Origin of the sequence: Bradyrhizobium sp. AUGA SZCCT0431, from assembly GCF_018131065.1 — a bacterium.
In the GTDB taxonomy this organism is placed as follows: domain Bacteria; phylum Pseudomonadota; class Alphaproteobacteria; order Rhizobiales; family Xanthobacteraceae; genus Bradyrhizobium.
The window spans coordinates 65847-84605 of record NZ_JAFCLR010000010.1 but is presented as its reverse complement, the minus strand read 5'-3'; the positions used below and the strand labels follow the sequence as shown (position 1 = coordinate 84605).

The following is an 18759-nucleotide window of genomic DNA, read 5'->3' as shown; positions in this document are numbered from 1 at the left end:
TCCCGGCTGTTTTTGTAGGTCCGGATTTAAAGCCTTATCGGGCCCATGTCACCACCCGATGTCACCACCACATCGCCTCGCCGGCGGTCGATTTGGCGTCGGCGTCGGGCACATTGCGGTCGAGCGAGCGATCCAGCGCGGTCAGCACGCGGCGCTTGAAATTGTCGAAGTGCGGCGAATTACGGTCGCGCGGCCGCGCCAGATTGATCTTGATCTCCTCGAACAGCCGCCCCGGCCGCGGCCGCATCACAAGCACGCGATCCGCCAGCACCACGGCCTCATCGACGTCATGCGTCACCAGCATGAGCGTTGGCCTTGTATCGTTCCAGAGATCGAGCAGATGGTCCTGCAGGTCGCGCCGCGTGAAGGCATCGAGCGCCGAAAACGGCTCGTCCAGCAGCAGCACTTCCGGCTGCGGTACCAGTGCGCGCGCGATCGCGACCCGCTGCGCCTGCCCGCCGGACAATTCGCGCGGCCAGGCGCTGGCCTTGTCCGCGAGGCCAACCCGATCCAGTGCACGCGCGACCTTTTCGCGTCGCGCGGCGGCGGACAACTCAGAAAGGCCGAAGCCGATATTGTCGGCGACGCTGAGCCACGGCAGCAGCCGCGGCTCCTGGAAGATGATGCCGATCTTGGCGTGCGGGGCAGTAATTGCAATGTCGTCCAGCGTCACCGTGCCCGTGGTGGCGCGGTCGAGCCCGGCGACGGCGCGCAGCAAGGTCGACTTGCCACAGCCGGAGCCGCCGATGATGGCTACGATCTCGCCGAGCTTGATGTCGGCGGAAAACCGCTCCAGCGCGTGGACGCCGTTCGGATAGGTTTTGCCAACGCGATCGAGTGCGAGCATCAGGCCGCTCCGCTTTTGCCGCCGAACGCGTCCTGCCAGCGCAGCAGCGGCGCGGTGGCGATCTCGATCAGCCAGTCGGTGGTTTTGCCGAGGATGGCAAAGATCACGATCGCGGCGACGATCTGCGCCGGCTTGCCGAGTTGCTGGCCGTCGATCAGGAGATAGCCGAGCCCTTCGGACGCGCCCATGAATTCGGCGGCGACGACGAACATCCAGCCGAGGCCAAGGCCGACGCGCAGCGCCACGACATAGGCCGGCAGCACCGCGGGCAACAGGATGCGGCGGATCATCGCCGGGCCACTGAGGCGGAAGGTGCGGCCGACCTCGACGATCTTGCGATCGACCGAGAGAATTGCGCCCATCACGCCGAGATAGACCGGGAAGAACACCCGACCGCGATCAGCGCGATCTTCGAGGTTTCGAAAATGCCGAGCCACAGGATGAACAGCGGCACCCAGGCGATCGACGGAATCGCGCGCAGCGCCTGCACGGTCGGATCGAGCAGCCGCCGCGCCAGTCCCCAATAGCCGGAGATCGCGCCGAACAACGTGCCGGCGACGACACCAAGCACGAAGCCCGAGGCGACGCGGCTCAGCGTCGCGATGATATGGCGCGAGAGCTCGCCGCTCCTGGCGAGTTCCACCATGGTGGCGAAGATTTTGGTTGGCGGCGGCACCAGCCGGCCGTTCGACAGGCCCGCCCAGACCGAGATTTCCCAGGCCACGGCGAGTCCCACCGGCAGCAGCAGCCCCAGCGCCGGCCCCGCATAACGCCGCAGCCGCGCCGACGACGCCTTCGTCTCGGGCGTCGTCGCATCGGTCCGTTCCAGCGCTGGCAGTTCAACGGTCGTGGCCATAGCAAGAACGCGTCTTTCGAGGGATTGCAAGGTGGCGGATGGAGGGGGCGTGTCACCATCCTTACGTCGTCCCGGCGAAGGCCGGGACCCATAGCCACCGGCCCACGAAAGGGGCAAAGGCGTCGACCACCCGGGTGCAACAATGATCGCCGCGGCGTATGGGTCCCGGCCCGCCGTGCGCAATTGCGCACTAGGCCGGGACGACAGTTATCAATTCGTCGGCAGCGGGACCTGATCGTCGATCAGCGCATCCAGCGTCGCCTTGACGTCGACCGTGGCGGCAACGACTCCGGCCTGCTGCAGGGCAAGGCCGGCGGCGAGGATGGATTCGCGCTGCGGTGCGCCGATCCGGCTGTGGGTCAGTTCGGTGCGCTCCTTGAGCTGCTTGTCGACCACCGCATCCGGCAGCTTGGTGATGCCGATGAAAGTCTTCTTCAGGTCGTCGTAATTGGCCAGCGAATATTTGCGCGCCTCCTCATAGACGGCGAGCACGCGGCGAACCGCGTCCGGATGGTCTTTCAGGAACTGCTCGCGCACATTGAGGATGCCCCAGGTGTTGGCGTCGGGCTTGCGGAAGAACAGTTTGGCGCCCTCCTCCACTTCGGCCTGCGCCATCATCGGATCGAGCCCCGCCCAGGCGTCGACGTCGCCGCGGATCAACGCGGTCTTGCCGTCGGCGTGCTGCAGCAGCACCGGGGTGATGTCTTTTTCGGACAGGCCGGCGCCGAGCAGCGCGCGCACCAGGAAGATGTGCGGATCGGTGCCGCGCGTCACCGCGACGCGCTTGCCCTTGAGGTCGGCAATGCTGGCGATCTTGGAATCCTTTGCCGTCACCAGCGCGGTCCATTCGGGGCGCGAATAGACATAGATCGACTTGATCGGATTACCGTTGATCTTGGCGACCAAAGCGGCCGAGCCCGCGCTCGATCCGAAGTCGATCGATCCGGCGTTGAGGAATTCGAGCGCCTTGTTGGAACCGGCCGACTGCACCCAGACGACGTTGATGCCGTCCTTGGCGAACTCCTTTTCCAGCAGGCCCTTCTGCTTGAGGATCATCGACACCGGGTTGTAGGTCGCCCAGTCGATGCGAATTTCCTTGAGCGGGTCGGCGGCGAAGGCCGCACCGGGCAGCAAGATCGAGGCTGCGATGATCGCAGCAAACGCGCGCCGTGAAATCCTGGACATTCCTGGTCTCCTCATATCCCCAAAAACTGTCTTTTATTTCAATGAGTTAAACCGCAAGGTCAACCAGAAAATAGCTGCCGCGAAAGCTGCGCCCTGAAACCAGGTTTGCCCAAAGCAGCGTGAATCCAGCATAGAACTACTGTTGCCTCACAATCATCCGTGACAGCGTCTGCGCCGTCCGATATCGGGATAGATCATGGACAGCGTTGTGACCGAGGACCGCCCTGTGGCGGACGATCGTTTTGATACCGCGCGGATCACCGCCGCGATCGATGCGCTCGCCGAGAAAAATGCCGGGCGCGAGGACGTGTTCCGCTCGGCGATGGCGCAATTGCTCAAAGCCGAGTTGATCGCCGCGCGCACCACCGCGCAGGCCGTGCTGCTGAAGGACCGTCACGGCCGCCGCTGCGCCGAGCGATTGTGTTTCGTGCAGGACGAAATCATCCGCATTCTCTATTCCGCCGCCACGCGGCATCTCTATCGCTCGCATGTCCGATCGGGCGAAGAGCGCATGTCTGTCGTCGCCACCGGCGGTTATGGCCGCGGCCTGATGGCGCCGGAATCCGACATCGATCTGTTGTTCATCCTGCCCTACAAGCAGACCGCCTGGGGCGAGCAGGTTGCCGAAGCCATTCTCTATTGCCTGTGGGACATGGGGCTGAAGGTCGGCCACGCCACGCGTTCGGTCGATGAATCGGTCCGGCAGGCGCGCGGCGACATGACGATCCGCACCGCCATCCTCGAGACCCGGTTCCTGACCGGCGACCAGCCGCTCTACGACGAACTGGTCGCGCGCTTCGACAAGAACGTGGTGCAGGGCACCGCCGCGGAGTTCGTCACCGCCAAGCTCGCCGAGCGCGAAGAACGCCATCGCCGCGGCGGGCAGTCGCGCTATCTGGTCGAACCCAACGTCAAGGACGGCAAGGGTGGCCTCCGCGACCTGCATACGCTGTTCTGGATCGCGAAATACGTTTATCGCGTGCGCGAGACCGATGAACTGGTCGAGCGCGGCGTGTTCGACGCGCAGGAATACCGCACCTTCCGCCGCTGCGCCGACTTCCTGTGGTCGGTGCGCTGCAATCTGCACTTCGTCTCCGGCCGCGCCGAAGAACGGCTGTCGTTCGACATGCAGCGCGAGATCGCGGTCCGCCTCGGCTATACCTCGCATCCCGGCATGCAGGATGTCGAACGCTTCATGAAGCACTACTTCCTGGTCGCCAAGGACGTCGGCGACCTCACCGCGATCCTGTGCGCCAAGCTGGAAGACGAGCAGGCCAAGCCGGCGCCGGTCTTGAGCCGCGTGGTGGCGCGGTTCCGGCCCGGCATCAAGCGGCGGCGGGTGCCCGACAGCGACGATTTCATCATCGACAACAACCGCATCAATCTCGCCGCGCCCGACGTCTTCAAGCACGATCCGGTCAATCTGATCCGGATCTTCCGCCTCGCACAGAAGAACAACCTCGCCTTCCATCCCGATGCGATGCGCACGGTGACGCGCTCGCTGAAGCTGATCAACACCCAGCTTCGGGAAAATCCGGAAGCCAATCTTCTGTTCATGGAGATTCTGACGTCTGACAACGCCGAGACCGTGCTGCGGCGCATGAACGAGACCGGCGTGCTCGGTCACTTCATCCGCGCCTTCGGCAAGATCGTATCGATGATGCAGTTCAACATGTACCACCATTACACGGTGGACGAGCATCTGATCCGTTGCGTCGGCTTCCTGCAGGACATCGAGCGCGGCGGCAACGACGAGTTCACCGTCGCCAGCGACCTGATGCGAAAAATTCGTCCCGAGCACCGCGCGGTGATCTACATCACCACGCTGCTGCACGACATCGCCAAGGGGCGGCCCGAGGACCATTCGGTCGCCGGTGCCAAGGTGGCGCGGCGGCTGTGCCCGCGGCTCGGCTTCAACGCCGCCGATACCGAGACGGTGGCATGGCTGATTGAAGAGCATCTGACCATGTCGACGGTGGCGCAGTCGCGTGATTTGTCGGACCGCAAGACGATCGAGAATTTCGCCGCCGTGGTGCAGTCGGTCGAGCAGATGAAGCTGCTGACAATTCTCACCACCGCCGACATCCGCGGCGTCGGTCCCGGCGTGTGGAATGGCTGGAAGGCGCAATTGCTGCGCACGCTGTATTACGAAACCGAGCCGGTGCTGACCGGCGGCTTCTCGGAAGTGAACCGCGCCCAGCGCATCGCGGTGGCGCAGTCCGAATTCCGCGCCGCCTTTACCGAATGGCCGGAGCAGGAACTCAACGCCTATGTCGCGCGGCATTACCCGGCGTACTGGCTCAAGGTCGAACTGCCGCGCAAGATCCGCCACGCGCGTTTCCTGCGGGCCAGCGAACAGGCCGGCCACAAGCTTGCGATCAATGTCGGCTTCGACGAAGCGCGCGGCGTCACCGAACTGACGATTCTCGCGACCGACCATCCCTGGCTGCTGTCGATCATCGCCGGCGCCTGCGCGTCGGCGGGCGCCAACATCGTCGACGCGCAGATCTACACCACCACCGACGGGCGCGCGCTCGACACCATCGCGATCTCCCGGGAATACGACCGCGACGAAGACGAGGGACGCCGCGCCACGCGAATCGGCGAGATGATCGAGCAGGTGCTGGAGGGCAAATTGCGCCTGCCCGAAGTGGTGGCGCGCAAGGCGGCGGCGCGCGGCAAGGTGCGGCCGTTCGTGGTCGAGCCTGAAGTCACCATCAACAACCAATGGTCGGACCGCTACACCGTGATCGAGGTCTCCGGCCTCGACCGCCCGGGTCTGCTGTACCAGCTGACGACGGCGATCTCGAAGCTCAACCTCAACATCGCCTCCGCCCATGTCGCGACCTTCGGCGAGCGCGCCCGCGACGTGTTCTACGTCACCGATCTGCTCGGTGCGCAGATCACCGCGCCGACGCGGCAGGCCGCGATCAAGAGCGCGCTGCTGCACCTGCTCGCGAGCGAGGACAACGCCGCCCAGCCGGCGGCGTGATCCGTTACTCTTCTCTCAAAACTGGGTAATCGGCTCCAGCTTCTCGCCCTTGCGGAACGCGCGCAGCGGCGCCGTGTCGGTATAGACCCGCTCCTCGATGATCTTGCCATTCTTGATGCGGAACTTGTCGACGCCGCGCCATTCGAATCTGATGCCGTTGACGTTGCGCGTGGTCTGCCATTCGATGATCACGACGTCGCCGCGCGAGGTCCAGTCCAGCAATTGCCAGACGAAATCCGGGGCCGCCGCGGTCTGCACCTCCATCAGCCGGTCGAGTTCGTTGCCCGCCACGCGCCGACCCACCAGCGGCGTATGCAGCGAGCCTTCGGGGTGCCAGAGATCGAGAAAGGCTTTTCCGTCCCGCGCCGCCCAGGCGGCAGCAAATCGCGTCACAAATTCCTGAATTTCTGCGTCCGTCATCGATCGTCTCCGTGGTTTGAATGTGAGGAGACGCTAGAGGCGTCGCGGCAGACTGTCTGGCGGTTTACGGACGTGACATGTGCCTCGTCATTGCGAGCGCAGCGAAGCAATCCATCAGGCGACAAAGCAAGTATGGATTGCTTCGTCGCGGAGCCTGTCATCGGGCGCGCATTCGCGCGACCCGTTGGCTCCTCGCAATGACGGAAGACAGATCGTAGGGTGGGCAAAGCGCAAGCGTGCCCACCATTCAAGCCAGGAAACAAGATGGTGGGCACGGCGCAAGAGCGCCTTTGCCCACCCTACGTTCTCAATCACTGCTTGAGCCTCACCCCCTCATGCTCCAGCAACCACCGCTTCCGCTCGAGCCCACCGCCATACTTGACCAGCGCGCCGTTGGCGCCGATCAGGCGATGACAGGGCACGACGACGCTGATCGGGTTGGAGCCGTTGGCGTGACCGACCGCACGCATGGCTTTTGGCGCGTTCAGCTTGGCTGCCAGCGCGCCGTAGCTCATCGTTGTGCCGGCAGGTATCTTCGGCAATGCAGTCCAGACCTTTTGCTGGAACGGCGTGCCCGCAACGCGCCACTTGATCGCGTTGAGGCGATCGAGATCGCCTTTGAAATACGCCGTCAGCGCCGCCCTCAACTCTTTCGGTGATCGCGCCTCTTCGAGATCGACCGGGCCATATTGCAGCCGCAGCAAATCCTTCATGCGCGGCCCGTGCTCTTCCCAATCCAGCGCACGCAGCACGCCGCCGGAATCGGTCACCAGCAACGCGGTTCCGATCGGCGTTTGCAGCCGGTCGAGATTGAAAATTTCAGGCGGCTTCGCGCTCATCGATTTTTCCGGACAAGGCGGGATGCGGTACGCCCGCAGCCCACAGATGCAACGCCGCATAGGCGCGCCACGGCCGCCAGCGCTCGCTGCGCATCAGCAATTCCGCAGGCGACGGACGACGCCCTTCACCGTCGGTCATCGCGCGGAGTAAACCGATGTCGGCGGCGGGGAACGCATCGGGTTCGCGCAGCTCGCGCATGGCGATGTATTGCGCGGTCCATTCGCCGATTCCCGGCAGCGCCCTCAATTTCACGATCGCATCCTCAAGGCTGGCGCCGCGGCTGAAGATCGCGGGATCGGCCGAGATCGCCCGCGCCAGCGAGGTCACCGCCATCGCCCGGGCACCGGGCATCCCGAGCGTGGTCAGGTCGGAGTTCGCAATCCGCGCCGCAAACGGAAACAGATGGCTGAGACCCTCGCTCTCCGTCATCGCAGGCGGCAACGGCTCGCCAAAGGCCTGCACCAGTTTGCCGAGCAGTTTGGTCGCGGCAGGAACCGTGATCTGCTGACCGAAGATCGCGCGCACCGCGAGTTCGAAACCGTCCCATGCCCCGGGGACGCGCAGGCCCGGCCGCGCCGCGACCAGCGGCGCCAGCACGGGGTCGAGCGCGAGATGCGATCCGATCGTATCGGGATCGGCAGCGAGATCGAACACCCGGCGGACCCGCGCGATGATCTGCGGCAAGGCAGCCATCTCGGGAAAGCGAACGCGAACGTCGATCCGGTTCTTCGGCGCGGGCACGACGCTGATCACGCCGCACTTGCCGCCGATCGCAATCGTGCGGCGATAGCTATCGCCGGCGACGGTCTCGACGCCGGGAATGGCGCGGGCGGCGAGGAACGACAGCATCGCGTCCCAATCATAGGGCGGCCGATACGGAAGACGAACCGACAGCGCGCCGGCTTCACGCCTGGTCTTGCCGCGGGAACGCCGCAACGCGGCCGGCGGCCGCCCGAACAGCTCCAGAAAGGTTTCGTTGAAGCGGCGCACGCTGTTGAAGCCGGACGCCAGGGCGACCTCGGCCATCGGCAGCGACGTTTCGTGGATCAACTGCTTGGCAAGCAGCACCCGTCGGGTCTGGGCCACCGCAATCGGCGAAGCGCCGACATGCTGACGGAACAGCCGCCGCAATTGCCGCCCGCCGACGCCGAGCCGGCTGGCCAGACCTTCTACATCGTCACCATCGAGCCCGCCGGATTCGATCAATGCCAGCGCGCGCGAAACCGTGTTGGAGCTGCCGCGCCAGAACGCGAGGTCAGGCGACACTTCCGGCCGGCAGCGCAGGCAGGGACGGAAGCCGGCCTCCTGAGCCGCGGGCGCCGAAGCATAGAACGACACGTTCTCGAATTTCGGGGTGCGCGCCGGACAGATCGGCCGGCAATAGATGCCGGTGGTTTTGACACCGACAAAAAGCCGCCCGTCGAACCTGATATCCCGGGTCGAAATCGCGCGATAGCAAGCGGTACGGTCCATATCCATCAGGAAATCATCCACCATCGTGCAAGGCTTGTCCCGCGCTTTGCGCGCCGGATGCCCGCTCAGTTCTCGAAAATCAGGCAAGTCGTGGTGCCGTGCGCGAGCAAACGTCCCTTGCTATCCGTGATGCGCCCTTCCGCGGTGCCGACCCGCCGGCCGCTGCTGAGCACAATGCCCTCGGCCCTGATCGTGCCGGTCTCGGGCGTAATCGGTCGCACCAGCGAAATCTTGAACTCCAGCGTCGTCGATCCCAGACCTTTCTCCAGGGTCGACTGAATGGCCAGCCCCATGCAGCTGTCGAGCAGCGTGGCCGAGAAGCCGCCATGCACGGTGCCGGCTGGGTTGAGGTGGTCGTCACTCGGTTCGGCGGTGATGACCACGCGTCCGCTCGCGGCTTCGGTGACATCGTAACCCAGTGTGCGCGCGATCGTGTTGAGGGGCAGCGTGCCATCGGCGAGCCCCTGGACAAATTCCAGGCCGCTCATTTCCTTGCGCCTGATGACGCTGACGGTGCCGTAGGTTCTGTCGGTACGCATTCCCGTTGATTCCTCGCGCTGTCGCTCGATCGAAGCATCTGATATCGCGCCCCGCCTGTCTCGCGGTTTTCGGACCTCATCATTTTCTGCAAAATATCGGCACGCCGCCGCACTTTTCACGCTGCGCGTGCTAGCGTCCACCCGAATTCCGCTGTCGGTTTTGGGGGACCGCCACATGATGCTTATCGCCAATTGTCTGGTCGCGGTGGTCGCCGCGCTCCATGTGTATTTTCTGGCGCTGGAGATGTTTCTTTGGGAAAAGCCGCTCGGCCTGAAGACTTTCCGCAACACGCCTGAGAAGGCGAGAGAGACGGCGGTGCTGGCCGCCAATCAGGGCCTCTATAACGGCTTCCTCGCCGCCGGCCTCGTCTGGGGCCTGATCCATCCAAACCCGGGCTTCGCGTTCCAGATCAAAGCATTCTTTCTGCTCTGTGTGATCGTGGCAGGCGCTTACGGCGCCGCGACCGTCAGCCGCCGGATCTTGTATGTGCAGGCGGCGCCCGCGGCGCTGGCATTGATCCTGCTCTGGTTGGCGTAAACGGCTGGCCGTTCTGGCTGGGCCGCTTCGTTCAGAGAGGAACTGGCGATGTCATGTTCCGCACGGCATCGTTGTCCGTTTTCGGTATCCCGTGCGGGCTCCAATGCCCAATGTGGTGTCATTCGGAACGTGAACATGTCGATTGGATTCTTTTTGGGCAGACAGCAATTGCTGCCCTCGAATTAACCTTGCCCTCGCCAGCCGGAAATCCCGGACCGTTTCAGCTTGCATCGCCTTGCATTGCAGCATCCGTTCCGCCACTATTCCAACCAGCGATGGCGTCCACCGGGTCATATTAAGTCCCAAGACAAGATCATCGGCTCAATCAACACATGAGGAAACGAACAATATGAGGAATGGTATTTTCCATTTGATCACCGGCACGGCGCTCGCGATCGCCCTGTCGGCTTCGTCGGCCTACGCGCAGAAGAAATACGACACCGGCGCGACCGATACCGAAATCAAGATCGGCCAGACCGTGCCGTTCTCGGGCGCCTATTCCGTCTATGCCAATATCGGCAAGACGCAGGCCGCCTACATGAAGATGATCAACGACCAGGGCGGCATCAACGGCCGCAAGATCAATTTGATCCAGTATGACGACGCTTACAGCCCGCCGAAGACGGTCGAGCAGATCCGCAAGCTCGTGGAGAGCGATGAAGTCCTTCTCACTTTCCAGGTCATCGGAACCGCGGCGAACGCCGCCGTGCAGAAATATCTCAACGGCAAGAAGGTGCCGCAGCTGTTCGCCGCCACCGGCGCCTCGAAGTTCACCGATCCCAAGAACTTCCCCTGGACCATGGGCTACAACCCGAACTACTTCGTCGAGGGTCGCATCTACGGCAAGTACATTCTGAAAGAACATCCGGATGCCAAGATCGGCATCCTCTACCAGAACGACGATCTGGGTAAGGACTATGTCAACGGGCTGAAGGCCGGCCTTGGCGACAAAGCGGCGAAGATGATCGTGGCCGAGTCTTCCTATGAAGTCTCCGACCCGACCATCGATTCGCAGGTGCTGAAGATCAAGGACGCCGGCGCGACCCTGTTCTACAGCGCCTCGACGCCGAAGCAGGCGGCGCAGGCAATCCGGAAGATCCACGAACTCGCCTGGAAGCCGATCCACATCCTCGACATCAACGCCAGCCCGGTGAGCGCTACGCTGCAGCCGGCAGGCCTCGAAGCGTCGAAGGGCGTGATCAGCGTCAACTACGGCAAGGATCCGGCCGATCCGACCTGGAAGAACGATCCGGGCTTGAAGAAGTATCTCGACTTCATGACGAAGTACTTCCCGGAAGGCGATAAGATGAACACGGTCAATACCTACGGCTATTCGACCGCTCAGCTGCTCGTGCAGGTGCTCAAGCAGTGCGGCGATAACCTGACCCGTGAAAACGTGATGAAGCAGGCTGCCTCGCTGAAGGACGTCGAACTCGACCTCGGCCTGCCTGGCATGAAGATCAACACCGGCCCGGACGACTACCGCGTTAACAAGCAGCTGCAGATGATGAAGTTCAACGGCGAGCGTTGGGAACTGTTCGGCCCGATCCTCGAGGACGCCGGCCCGGCGGGCTAGCCTCAACTTCCGTCGATACGAACGATCGGCGGTCCCTCGGGGCCGCCGATTTGTTTTGAGGCTCACAATCACTTCGTAGGGTGGGCCGCGATCGAGATAGATGGTGGGCACGGCGCAAGAGCGCCTTTGCCCACCCTACGCACGCTACGCCGGGATTTCCCCAAACGTCTTGCCAACGGGCAGCACCGCGTGCCGGACCAGCCGCGAATCCTCCACCGCCGCCTGGCGGTGCTTCACCGCCTCGCGATACACAGGGTCGCGGATCATCTCGGCGAAGGCGGCGACACTTGGATATTCGGCGATGAAGCAATGATCCCAGCGCTCGTCCGCCGGCCCGATCAGCATCAATTCGAACCGCCCCTGCCAGACGATACGGCCACCCAGCCGTTCGAACACCGGCCCGCTTTCCCGTCCATACGCCGCATAGGCTTCGGCGCCTGATGCCTTGCGGCCGTCGGGATAGGCAGCTTGTTCCCGCAACCGGACCAGATTGAGCATGTGGATCGGGCCCGGCCGGTCATTGGCCCGAAATTGTGCGAACACTTCCTTGGTCGGATCGATGTGGCCCATGGCGGTTTCCTTGTGTGACACGCCATTCCCATAGCACGCGCCGCCGCACCTCCTAATCCCGCGTTAACCTCTCCGTAACCGACCCTTAAACTGCGGACGTTAGCTTGCGGCGGGCGTGGTGTGAGCAGCGTTGGCGTATGGCGTGGGGACGGAAAAAGAGCGGCGGCCGCAAGGAACCGCAATTCGGGCTCGCCGCCGCGCTGAGCGAATTGCGGCTGTCGCCGCAGGACCGCGTCGCTGTAAGCGAAGACAAGCCGAAGAAATCTTCCGCGAAGCGCAAATCCGAGAACGAAGACGACGAGCCGCCGCGCGAGCGCAAGCCGCGCGCTGGCCGCAGCGGCGCCAAGCGCCGGTCGAAATCGCGGGGTGGATTCCGGATCGGCCGGCTGTTCTATTGGGGCGCGGTACTCGGCCTGTGGGCCGCGATCGCGGTCGTCGGCGTCGTGATCTGGGTCGGCGCGCATCTGCCGGCGATCCAGTCGCTGGCTATCCCGAAACGTCCGCCGACGATCCAGATCGTCGGCCTCGACGGCAGCGTGCTGGCCTCGCGCGGCGAAATGGCCGGCGCGAATGTTTCGCTGAAGGATCTGCCGCCCTACCTGCCGAAGGCCTTCATCGCCATCGAGGACCGCCGCTTTTATTCACATTACGGCGTCGATCCGATCGGCATCGCGCGGGCGGCGGTCGCCAACGTCATGCATCGCGGCGTCTCGCAGGGCGGCTCGACACTGACCCAGCAGCTCGCGAAGAACCTGTTCCTGACCCAGGAACGCACCATCGCGCGCAAGCTGCAGGAAGTGGAACTGGCGATCTGGCTGGAACGCAAGCATTCCAAATCGGAAATCCTCGAGCTCTATCTCAACCGCGTTTATTTCGGCTCCGGCGCCTATGGCGTCGAGGCCGCGGCGCAGCGCTATTTCGGCAAGTCCGCCAAGAACGTCACGATCGCGGAAGCCGCGATGCTGGCGGGCCTCGTCAAATCGCCGTCGCGGCTGGCGCCGAACCGCAATCCGGAAGGTGCGGAAGCGCGCGCCCAGATCGTGCTCGCGGCGATGGCCGATGCCAAATTCATCACCGATGCGCAGGCGCAGGCCTCGATCGGCCACCCGTCGTACAATGTGAAACCGGTCGGCGCCGGCACCGTCAATTACGTCGCCGACTGGATCGGCGAAGTGCTCGACGACCTGATCGGCCAGATCGAACAGAGCATCGTGGTCGAGACCACGATCGATCCCAAACTTCAGAGCGTGGCGGAAGCCTCCATCATCGACGAACTCGCCGCCAAGAGCGTCAAGTTCAACGTCACCCAGGGCGCGCTGGTGGCGATGACGCCTGATGGTGCGGTGCGCGCCATGGTCGGGGGGAGGAACTACGCCGAGAGCCAGTACAACCGCGCAGTTACCGCCAAGCGCCAACCCGGCTCGGCCTTCAAGCCGTTCGTCTATCTCACCGCGATCGAGGCGGGATTGACGCCTGAAACGATCCGGCAGGATTCGCCTGTTGATATCAAAGGCTGGCGGCCTGAAAACTACACCCATGAATATTTCGGCTCGGTGACGCTGACCCAGGCGCTTTCGATGTCGCTCAACACGGTGGCGGTGCGGCTCGGCATCGAAGTCGGCGCCAAGAGCGTGGTGCGGACCGCGCATCGGCTCGGCATTTCCTCCAAGCTGGACGCCAACGCCTCGATTGCGCTCGGCACCTCGGAAGTCTCGGTCATCGAGCTGGTCGGCGCCTATGCGCCATTTTCCAACGGCGGGCTCGGGGTTTCCCCGCATGTTGTGACCAAAATCCGCACCAATGAAGGCAAGGTGCTGTATGCGCGGCAGCCGGATCGGCTGAGCCAGGTGATCGAGCCGCGGCACGTCGCTGCCATGAACACCATGATGCAGGAGACGCTGCTCTCGGGCACCGCGCGCAAGGCGGAGCTTCCGGGCTGGATGGCCGCCGGCAAGACCGGCACCAGTCAGGATTTCCGCGACGCCTGGTTCATCGGCTACACCGCAAACCTCGTCACCGGCGTCTGGCTCGGCAATGACGACAACTCGCCGACCAAGAAGGCCACCGGCGGCGGCTTGCCGGTCGAGGTCTGGACCCGCTTCATGCGATCAGCCCACCAGGGCGTGCCGGTTGCGAACCTGCCGAAATCACAGGCCGGCGGCGGTAGCCTGCTCTCGAATCTGTTCCCGTCCGCCTCGCAGGTCAGCGCGTCGCCCCAGCCATCGTATCAGCCATCCGCGCAAGCGCCGGTGCCGCTTGCACCGATCCCCTCAGGCGGCGGCTATCGCCAGCCACCGACGCGCACGTCGGCGCCGCCGCCGAATCCATCGGCCCGCCCCGAGGCGGCAGCGGGTCTGGATGGATGGCTGATGGACCGGGTGTTCGGCGGAAACCGCTAGAGCGTGATGATTTCTCTTCGATTCATCATCCCGCTCTAGTCTTTTGTTTGAGCATGATCTTTTCGGAAAACCGGTTCCCACTTTTCCGGATCATGCTCTAGACGCGGCGCAACGCTATCGCCAGCGTTCACGCGCGCCTGCGACGCGCTATTGGCGGTAGACCGCAGGTCAAAGACACAAAATCGCGAAAACAACCCCATGCAAAGTAGAATGGGGCCGGTTCTTTGACTTAGTCCTCGACCCCGTAACGGTGCAGATCGTTGCCGTGGGTGTCGAGCCAGGACTTGGCGCGCTCGACGTGGCCGCAGACTTTCGCGACGACCCGCCAGAATCGCGGCGAATGGTTCATCTCGACCAGGTGCGCGACCTCATGCGCGGCGAGATAGTCCAGCACAAAGGGCGGCGCGAGGATCAGCCGCCAGGAAAACGACAATGATCCGGCCGAAGTGCAGGAGCCCCAGCGGCTCGATTGATCGCGGATCGACACCCGTTTGACCCTGACGCCGAGTTCTTCCGCATAGGCCAATGATGCCTTGTGCAGATCCTTGCGCGCTTCACGCTTGAGATAATCATGGACGCGGCGGTCCATGTGGTCGGCGCCGCCGGCGACGCAGAGAACTTTCTCCCCGCTGTCGCGGGTTTCGCTCCACACCGTGCCGCGCTCGCCGGCACGATGCACGATGCGGTGCGGAACACCGCGGAGCGGTACCACTGTGCCAGCTTGAAACGGTGCCGCCTTCGGCAGGCGACCGAGACGTGCGGCGATCCAGCCGCCATGCAGCTGCGCAAAGTCCTTTGCTTCCACCAGCGTGCCGCGCGGCGGCATGGTCAGGATCGCCTCGCGATCGGTTGGATGAATGCGTAACGTGTAACGGCGCGCGCGGCGGTGCCGGCGCAGCCGAATCGCAAAGAATTGCGAGCCGTGTTTGACCAAAAGAGTCGCGGGTTCGGCGGGCCGCCGATAGAGGAGGGCGCGAGTAGCCATGTCTGACAGTCCGGGGGGCAAGAGTTCGCCCGGATTCTGCCATAACCGCTGCCACTCAAGCCGCCACTGAAACCGTTCGGCGCAAAAACAAATCATTTGCCCAATATACAGGGGCTGGACTCTATTCCGCCCCTACCGGCAGGGGCTGGAACCAAAAATTTTTGGCTGAATCTAGGCTCACTCTTCGTTGAAAAAATGAAATATAACTCACTTCTTCAGCGTCGCGCGAATCTCGATTCTTTTAATCGATTCAGCGACTTAGTTGAGCCGCCAAATCGATGCTGAAATCGACACTATTCAGCAGCTGCGACCAATTTCGGCTTGGTATTGGCCGAAGACAGCATGAAATCGGAAATGCGCGGCACGATCTCAGAGCGGAACCGCGAACCGTTGAACACACCGTAGTGCCCGACGCCCTTTTGCACGTAATGCACGCGGCGATGATCGGGAATCGACGTGCACAGCGAGTGCGTCGCTTCGGTTTGTCCAAGACCGGAGATGTCGTCGTTCTCGCCTTCGACCGTCATCAACGCGACGCGGCGGATCTTGGACGGATCAACCAGCTTGCCGCGATGAATCATCTCGCCCTTGGGCAGCGCATGCTTGACGAAGACGACGTCGACGGTCTGCAGGTAATATTCTGCGGTCAAATCCATCACCGCGAGATATTCGTCATAGAATTCGCGGTGCTTGTCGACCAGATCGCCGTCGCCCTTCACCAGATTGCTGAACAGCGCCTTGTGGGCGTCGGTGTGGCGATCGAGATTCATCGTGATGAAGCCCGAAAGCTGCAGGAAGCCAGGATAGACGTCGCGCATCACGCCGGGGTGCGGGAACGGCACCTTGGTGATGACGTGGTTGCGGAACCATTCGATACCGCGCTCGGCGGCGAGATTGTTCACGGAGGTCGGATTACGACGGGTGTCGATCGGGCCGCCCATCAGCGTCATCGACAGCGGCACGAAGGGATCGCTGGCGGCTTCCATCACGGAAACTGCGGCTAGCACCGGCACCGAAGGCTGGCACACCGCGATGACATGCATGTTGCCGCCGAGCACGTGCAGCATCTCGATCACGTAGTCGACATAGTCGTCGAGATCGAAGCGGCCTTCCGCCAGCGGCACCATCCGCGCGTCGGACCAGTCGGTGATGTAGACCTCATGCGTCGGCAGGAAGGCTTCGACGGTGCCGCGCAGCAGCGTCGCGTAGTGACCGGACATCGGCGCCACGATCAGCACCCGCGGCTGCGGGCTGCGCAGCGGCCGCGTCAGCTTGCGATCGAAATACAGCAAGCGGCAGAACGGCTTTTCCCAGATCGAGCGAACCTCGACCGGCGTGCGGACGCCGTTCACTTCGGTCGTGTCGAGGCCCCAATCGGGCTTGCCGTAACGGCGCGTGGTGCGCTCGAACAATTCGCAGGCCGCGGCGATCGATTTGCCGAATTCGGTGTGCGACCACGGGTTAAGCGGGTTCTGAAACAGGATCTTCGTGGCATCGGTCACGGCGCGTGCTGGATTGAGCGACGCGTGGCCCATTTCGTACATCCAGTACATCGGCGTCGTAAGTGCCGGACTGCCTTCGGCCACCAGTGGCGGTGCTCCGCCAAACTCACCAATCGGCATTGAATTCTGACCCCTCTTTTGCGCCGCAGCACAGTGCCGAATGCGCAATAATGCGTCAATGCACACCTCAGTATATATACGTAGAGAAATGGCCAAAAACCTCAGAAATACACGGGAATTTGTGACTTATTCGCCACCCCCGAGCAAAGAACCGTGGTGTTTGGCGCTGCGCAAAAGGGCAAGAAAGATCGCAAATGACGCGATAAACAGCACCGCGTTGATCGCGAGCGACCACACCATCAGGTCGGTCCGGAACACGTGGTCGATCAATAGCGCGCGCATGCCCTCGAACACGTAGGTCGGCGGCAGCGTCCAGGCGAGATATTGCAGCCAGACCGGCAGCACCGACACCGGGTAATAGATGCAGGCGAGCGGCATCAGGCCGAACATCAGGGTCCAGACGATGCTCTCGGCGCCCAGCCCGTTGCGCAGCACCAGACCCGACACGAAGATCCCGATCGACCAGCTGGTGAAGATCAAATTGCAGAAGAACGCGATCAGCGGCAGGCCGATGGCGAAAAAATTGAAATCGAAGCAGAACAGCGCCAGCAGCGTCATCGGGATCACGCCGATCGCAAGCCGGATCAGGCTCATCACCATCAGCGAGATCAGGAACTCGATCGGCTTCAGCGGGCTCATCATCAGATTGCCGAGGTTGCGCGCCCACATCTCCTCGAGGAACGAGATCGAAAAGCCGAGCTGGCCGCGAAACAGGATGTCCCACAGGATGACCGCGCCGATCAGCGAGCCGCCGGCCTGGGCGAAAAAACTCGACGTCTGCGAAATGTAGTTCTGCAGGAAGCCCCAGGTGATGATCTGCAGCACCGGCCAGTAGATCAGCTCCAGAAGCCGCGGCCAGGACGACATCAGCAAATACCAATAACGCAGCACCATCGCGTTGATACGGTGCACCGAAATTCCGCGATGAATCGCGATCCCGCTCATGGCGTGCCTTCCCTCACCCGCCCGCGCGCGACGTCGAGGAACACTTCTTCCAATGTCGCGCGGTTGTAGCGCGCCATGATCTGATCGGGACTGTCGTCATCCTCGATCCGGCCGCGCTTCATGATGATGACGCGGTCGCACAGCCGCTCCACTTCCAGCATGTTGTGCGATGCCAGCAATATCGTCGCGTCATGTGTCTTGCGGTAATCCCGCAGATGCTGCCGCACCCAATCGGCCGTATCCGGGTCGAGCGAGGCCGTCGGCTCGTCCAGCAGCAACAGTTCAGGCTGATTGATCAGCGCTTTCGCCAGCGCAACGCGGGTCTTCTGGCCGGCGGAGAGTTTGCCGCTGGCGCGGTCGAGGAATTCCTCGAGATCAAGATCGGCGGCAAGCTGCGCGATGCGCTCGCGCAGGTTCTCCACCGCATAGAGCCGGCCGAAGATGGTGAGATTCTGCCGCACCGTGAGCCGCATCGGCATGTCGACATAGGGACTTTCGAAATTCATCCGGCCCAGCACCTCGGCGCTTTGCTCGGGCATCGGATGTCCCAGCACCTGGATGCGGCCCGACGTCGGCAGCACCAGACCCATGATCATCGCAATCGTCGTGGTCTTGCCGGCGCCGTTGCCGCCGAGCAGGCCGGTGATGCTGCCGCGCGCGATGCGAAACGAGACATTGTCCACCGCGCGGGTGGTCTTGTAGAGTTTGATCAGATGCGCGACCTCGATCGCGGATCCTGCCGGATCGGCTGCGGGCAACGGCATTGGCGCGGCGTCGTTATTGACCATTTGGGCCTGTTCATTGGGCTATTGCAGCGGCTAGTGCAAGAAGCTCGTCATGCCCGGGCTTGTCCCGGGCATCCACTTTCTTGCAGCCAAGACTTCTTGCAGCCAAGGCGTGGATAGGCGAGCGAAAGCGACGCCGTCCTTCAGACCGCTACGCCCGGCCATGGCGGAGAAATACCGACGGAAT

At 63.0% G+C, this 18759-nt stretch carries 15 protein-coding genes and 1 pseudogene; 4 read left to right on the top strand and 12 right to left on the bottom strand.

Features of this window, described 5'->3' with window-relative positions:
* Window positions 1-61: 61 nt before the first annotated feature.
* The 3 genes and pseudogenes from JQ567_RS11810 to JQ567_RS11800 form a co-directional block, all read right to left on the bottom strand.
* Complete coding sequence (locus JQ567_RS11810; protein WP_212438970.1) at window positions 62-847, bottom strand: ABC transporter ATP-binding protein; 786 nt, start codon at window positions 845-847, stop codon at window positions 62-64.
* A pseudogene (locus JQ567_RS11805) lies at window positions 847-1703 on the bottom strand (ABC transporter permease). Before JQ567_RS11805 ends, JQ567_RS11810 begins: the two are co-directional and overlap by 1 nt.
* Before the next feature lie 210 nt (window positions 1704-1913).
* Window positions 1914-2888, bottom strand: coding sequence for an aliphatic sulfonate ABC transporter substrate-binding protein (locus tag JQ567_RS11800; RefSeq protein WP_212438969.1), 975 nt, complete (start codon window positions 2886-2888; stop codon window positions 1914-1916).
* A 196-nt stretch (window positions 2889-3084) separates the two neighbouring features.
* Here JQ567_RS11800 and JQ567_RS11795 point away from each other — a divergent pair, with 196 nt between their 5' ends.
* A complete protein-coding gene (locus tag JQ567_RS11795; RefSeq protein WP_212438968.1) occupies window positions 3085-5880 on the top strand; it encodes a [protein-PII] uridylyltransferase in 2796 nt (931 codons plus the stop codon).
* A 15-nt stretch (window positions 5881-5895) separates the two neighbouring features.
* Here the strand turns inward: JQ567_RS11795 and JQ567_RS11790 are convergent, their stop codons facing one another.
* From JQ567_RS11790 to JQ567_RS11770, 4 genes are all read right to left on the bottom strand, one after another.
* Window positions 5896-6300 (bottom strand): nuclear transport factor 2 family protein, encoded by a 405-nt coding sequence (locus JQ567_RS11790; RefSeq protein ID WP_212438967.1) that lies wholly within the window; start codon window positions 6298-6300, stop codon window positions 5896-5898.
* Window positions 6301-6611: 311 nt separating this feature from the next.
* A complete protein-coding gene (locus JQ567_RS11785) occupies window positions 6612-7139 on the bottom strand; it encodes a methylated-DNA--[protein]-cysteine S-methyltransferase (protein ID WP_212438966.1) in 528 nt (175 codons plus the stop codon).
* Window positions 7120-8619 carry an AlkA N-terminal domain-containing protein gene (locus tag JQ567_RS38850; protein WP_312017385.1) on the bottom strand — a complete coding sequence of 500 codons (1500 nt, stop codon included), beginning with the start codon at window positions 8617-8619 and terminating at the stop codon, window positions 7120-7122. Before JQ567_RS38850 ends, JQ567_RS11785 begins: the two co-directional genes overlap by 20 nt.
* A 59-nt stretch (window positions 8620-8678) precedes the next feature.
* Window positions 8679-9152, bottom strand: coding sequence for a PaaI family thioesterase (locus JQ567_RS11770; RefSeq protein ID WP_212438965.1), 474 nt, complete (start codon window positions 9150-9152; stop codon window positions 8679-8681).
* 175 nt (window positions 9153-9327) lie between these two features.
* On the opposite strand from JQ567_RS11770, the gene JQ567_RS11765 reads away from it, so the two are divergent.
* Window positions 9328-9690, top strand: coding sequence for a DUF1304 domain-containing protein (locus tag JQ567_RS11765; protein WP_212438964.1), 363 nt, complete (start codon window positions 9328-9330; stop codon window positions 9688-9690).
* Window positions 9691-10039: 349 nt separating this feature from the next.
* Entirely contained in the window at window positions 10040-11266 is a 1227-nt protein-coding gene (locus tag JQ567_RS11760) for an ABC transporter substrate-binding protein (protein WP_212438963.1), read from the top strand.
* Window positions 11267-11410: 144 nt separating this feature from the next.
* Here JQ567_RS11760 and JQ567_RS11755 read toward each other — a convergent pair whose 3' ends face one another.
* Window positions 11411-11836 carry a DUF1330 domain-containing protein gene (locus JQ567_RS11755; protein WP_212438962.1) on the bottom strand — a complete coding sequence of 142 codons (426 nt, stop codon included), beginning with the start codon at window positions 11834-11836 and terminating at the stop codon, window positions 11411-11413.
* A gap of 137 nt (window positions 11837-11973) precedes the next feature.
* Between JQ567_RS11755 and JQ567_RS11750 the strand changes: the two genes are divergently transcribed.
* Window positions 11974-14235 (top strand): transglycosylase domain-containing protein, encoded by a 2262-nt coding sequence (locus JQ567_RS11750; RefSeq protein WP_212438961.1) that lies wholly within the window; start codon window positions 11974-11976, stop codon window positions 14233-14235.
* A 229-nt stretch (window positions 14236-14464) separates the two neighbouring features.
* Here the strand turns inward: JQ567_RS11750 and JQ567_RS11745 are convergent, their stop codons facing one another.
* The 4 genes from JQ567_RS11745 to JQ567_RS11730 all read right to left on the bottom strand — a co-directional run bounded on the left by JQ567_RS11745 (window position 14465) and on the right by JQ567_RS11730 (window position 18575).
* A complete protein-coding gene (locus JQ567_RS11745; RefSeq protein WP_212438960.1) occupies window positions 14465-15316 on the bottom strand; it encodes a M48 family metallopeptidase in 852 nt (283 codons plus the stop codon).
* Window positions 15317-15513: 197 nt separating this feature from the next.
* Window positions 15514-16842 carry a polyhydroxyalkanoate depolymerase gene (locus JQ567_RS11740; RefSeq protein WP_212438959.1) on the bottom strand — a complete coding sequence of 443 codons (1329 nt, stop codon included), beginning with the start codon at window positions 16840-16842 and terminating at the stop codon, window positions 15514-15516.
* Between the two features lie 126 nt (window positions 16843-16968).
* Entirely contained in the window at window positions 16969-17787 is an 819-nt protein-coding gene (locus JQ567_RS11735) for an ABC transporter permease (RefSeq protein WP_212438958.1), read from the bottom strand.
* Window positions 17784-18575 (bottom strand): ABC transporter ATP-binding protein, encoded by a 792-nt coding sequence (locus JQ567_RS11730; protein WP_212438957.1) that lies wholly within the window; start codon window positions 18573-18575, stop codon window positions 17784-17786. The genes JQ567_RS11735 and JQ567_RS11730 overlap by 4 nt, the downstream gene beginning before the upstream one ends.
* Between the last annotated feature and the right edge of the window lie 184 nt (window positions 18576-18759).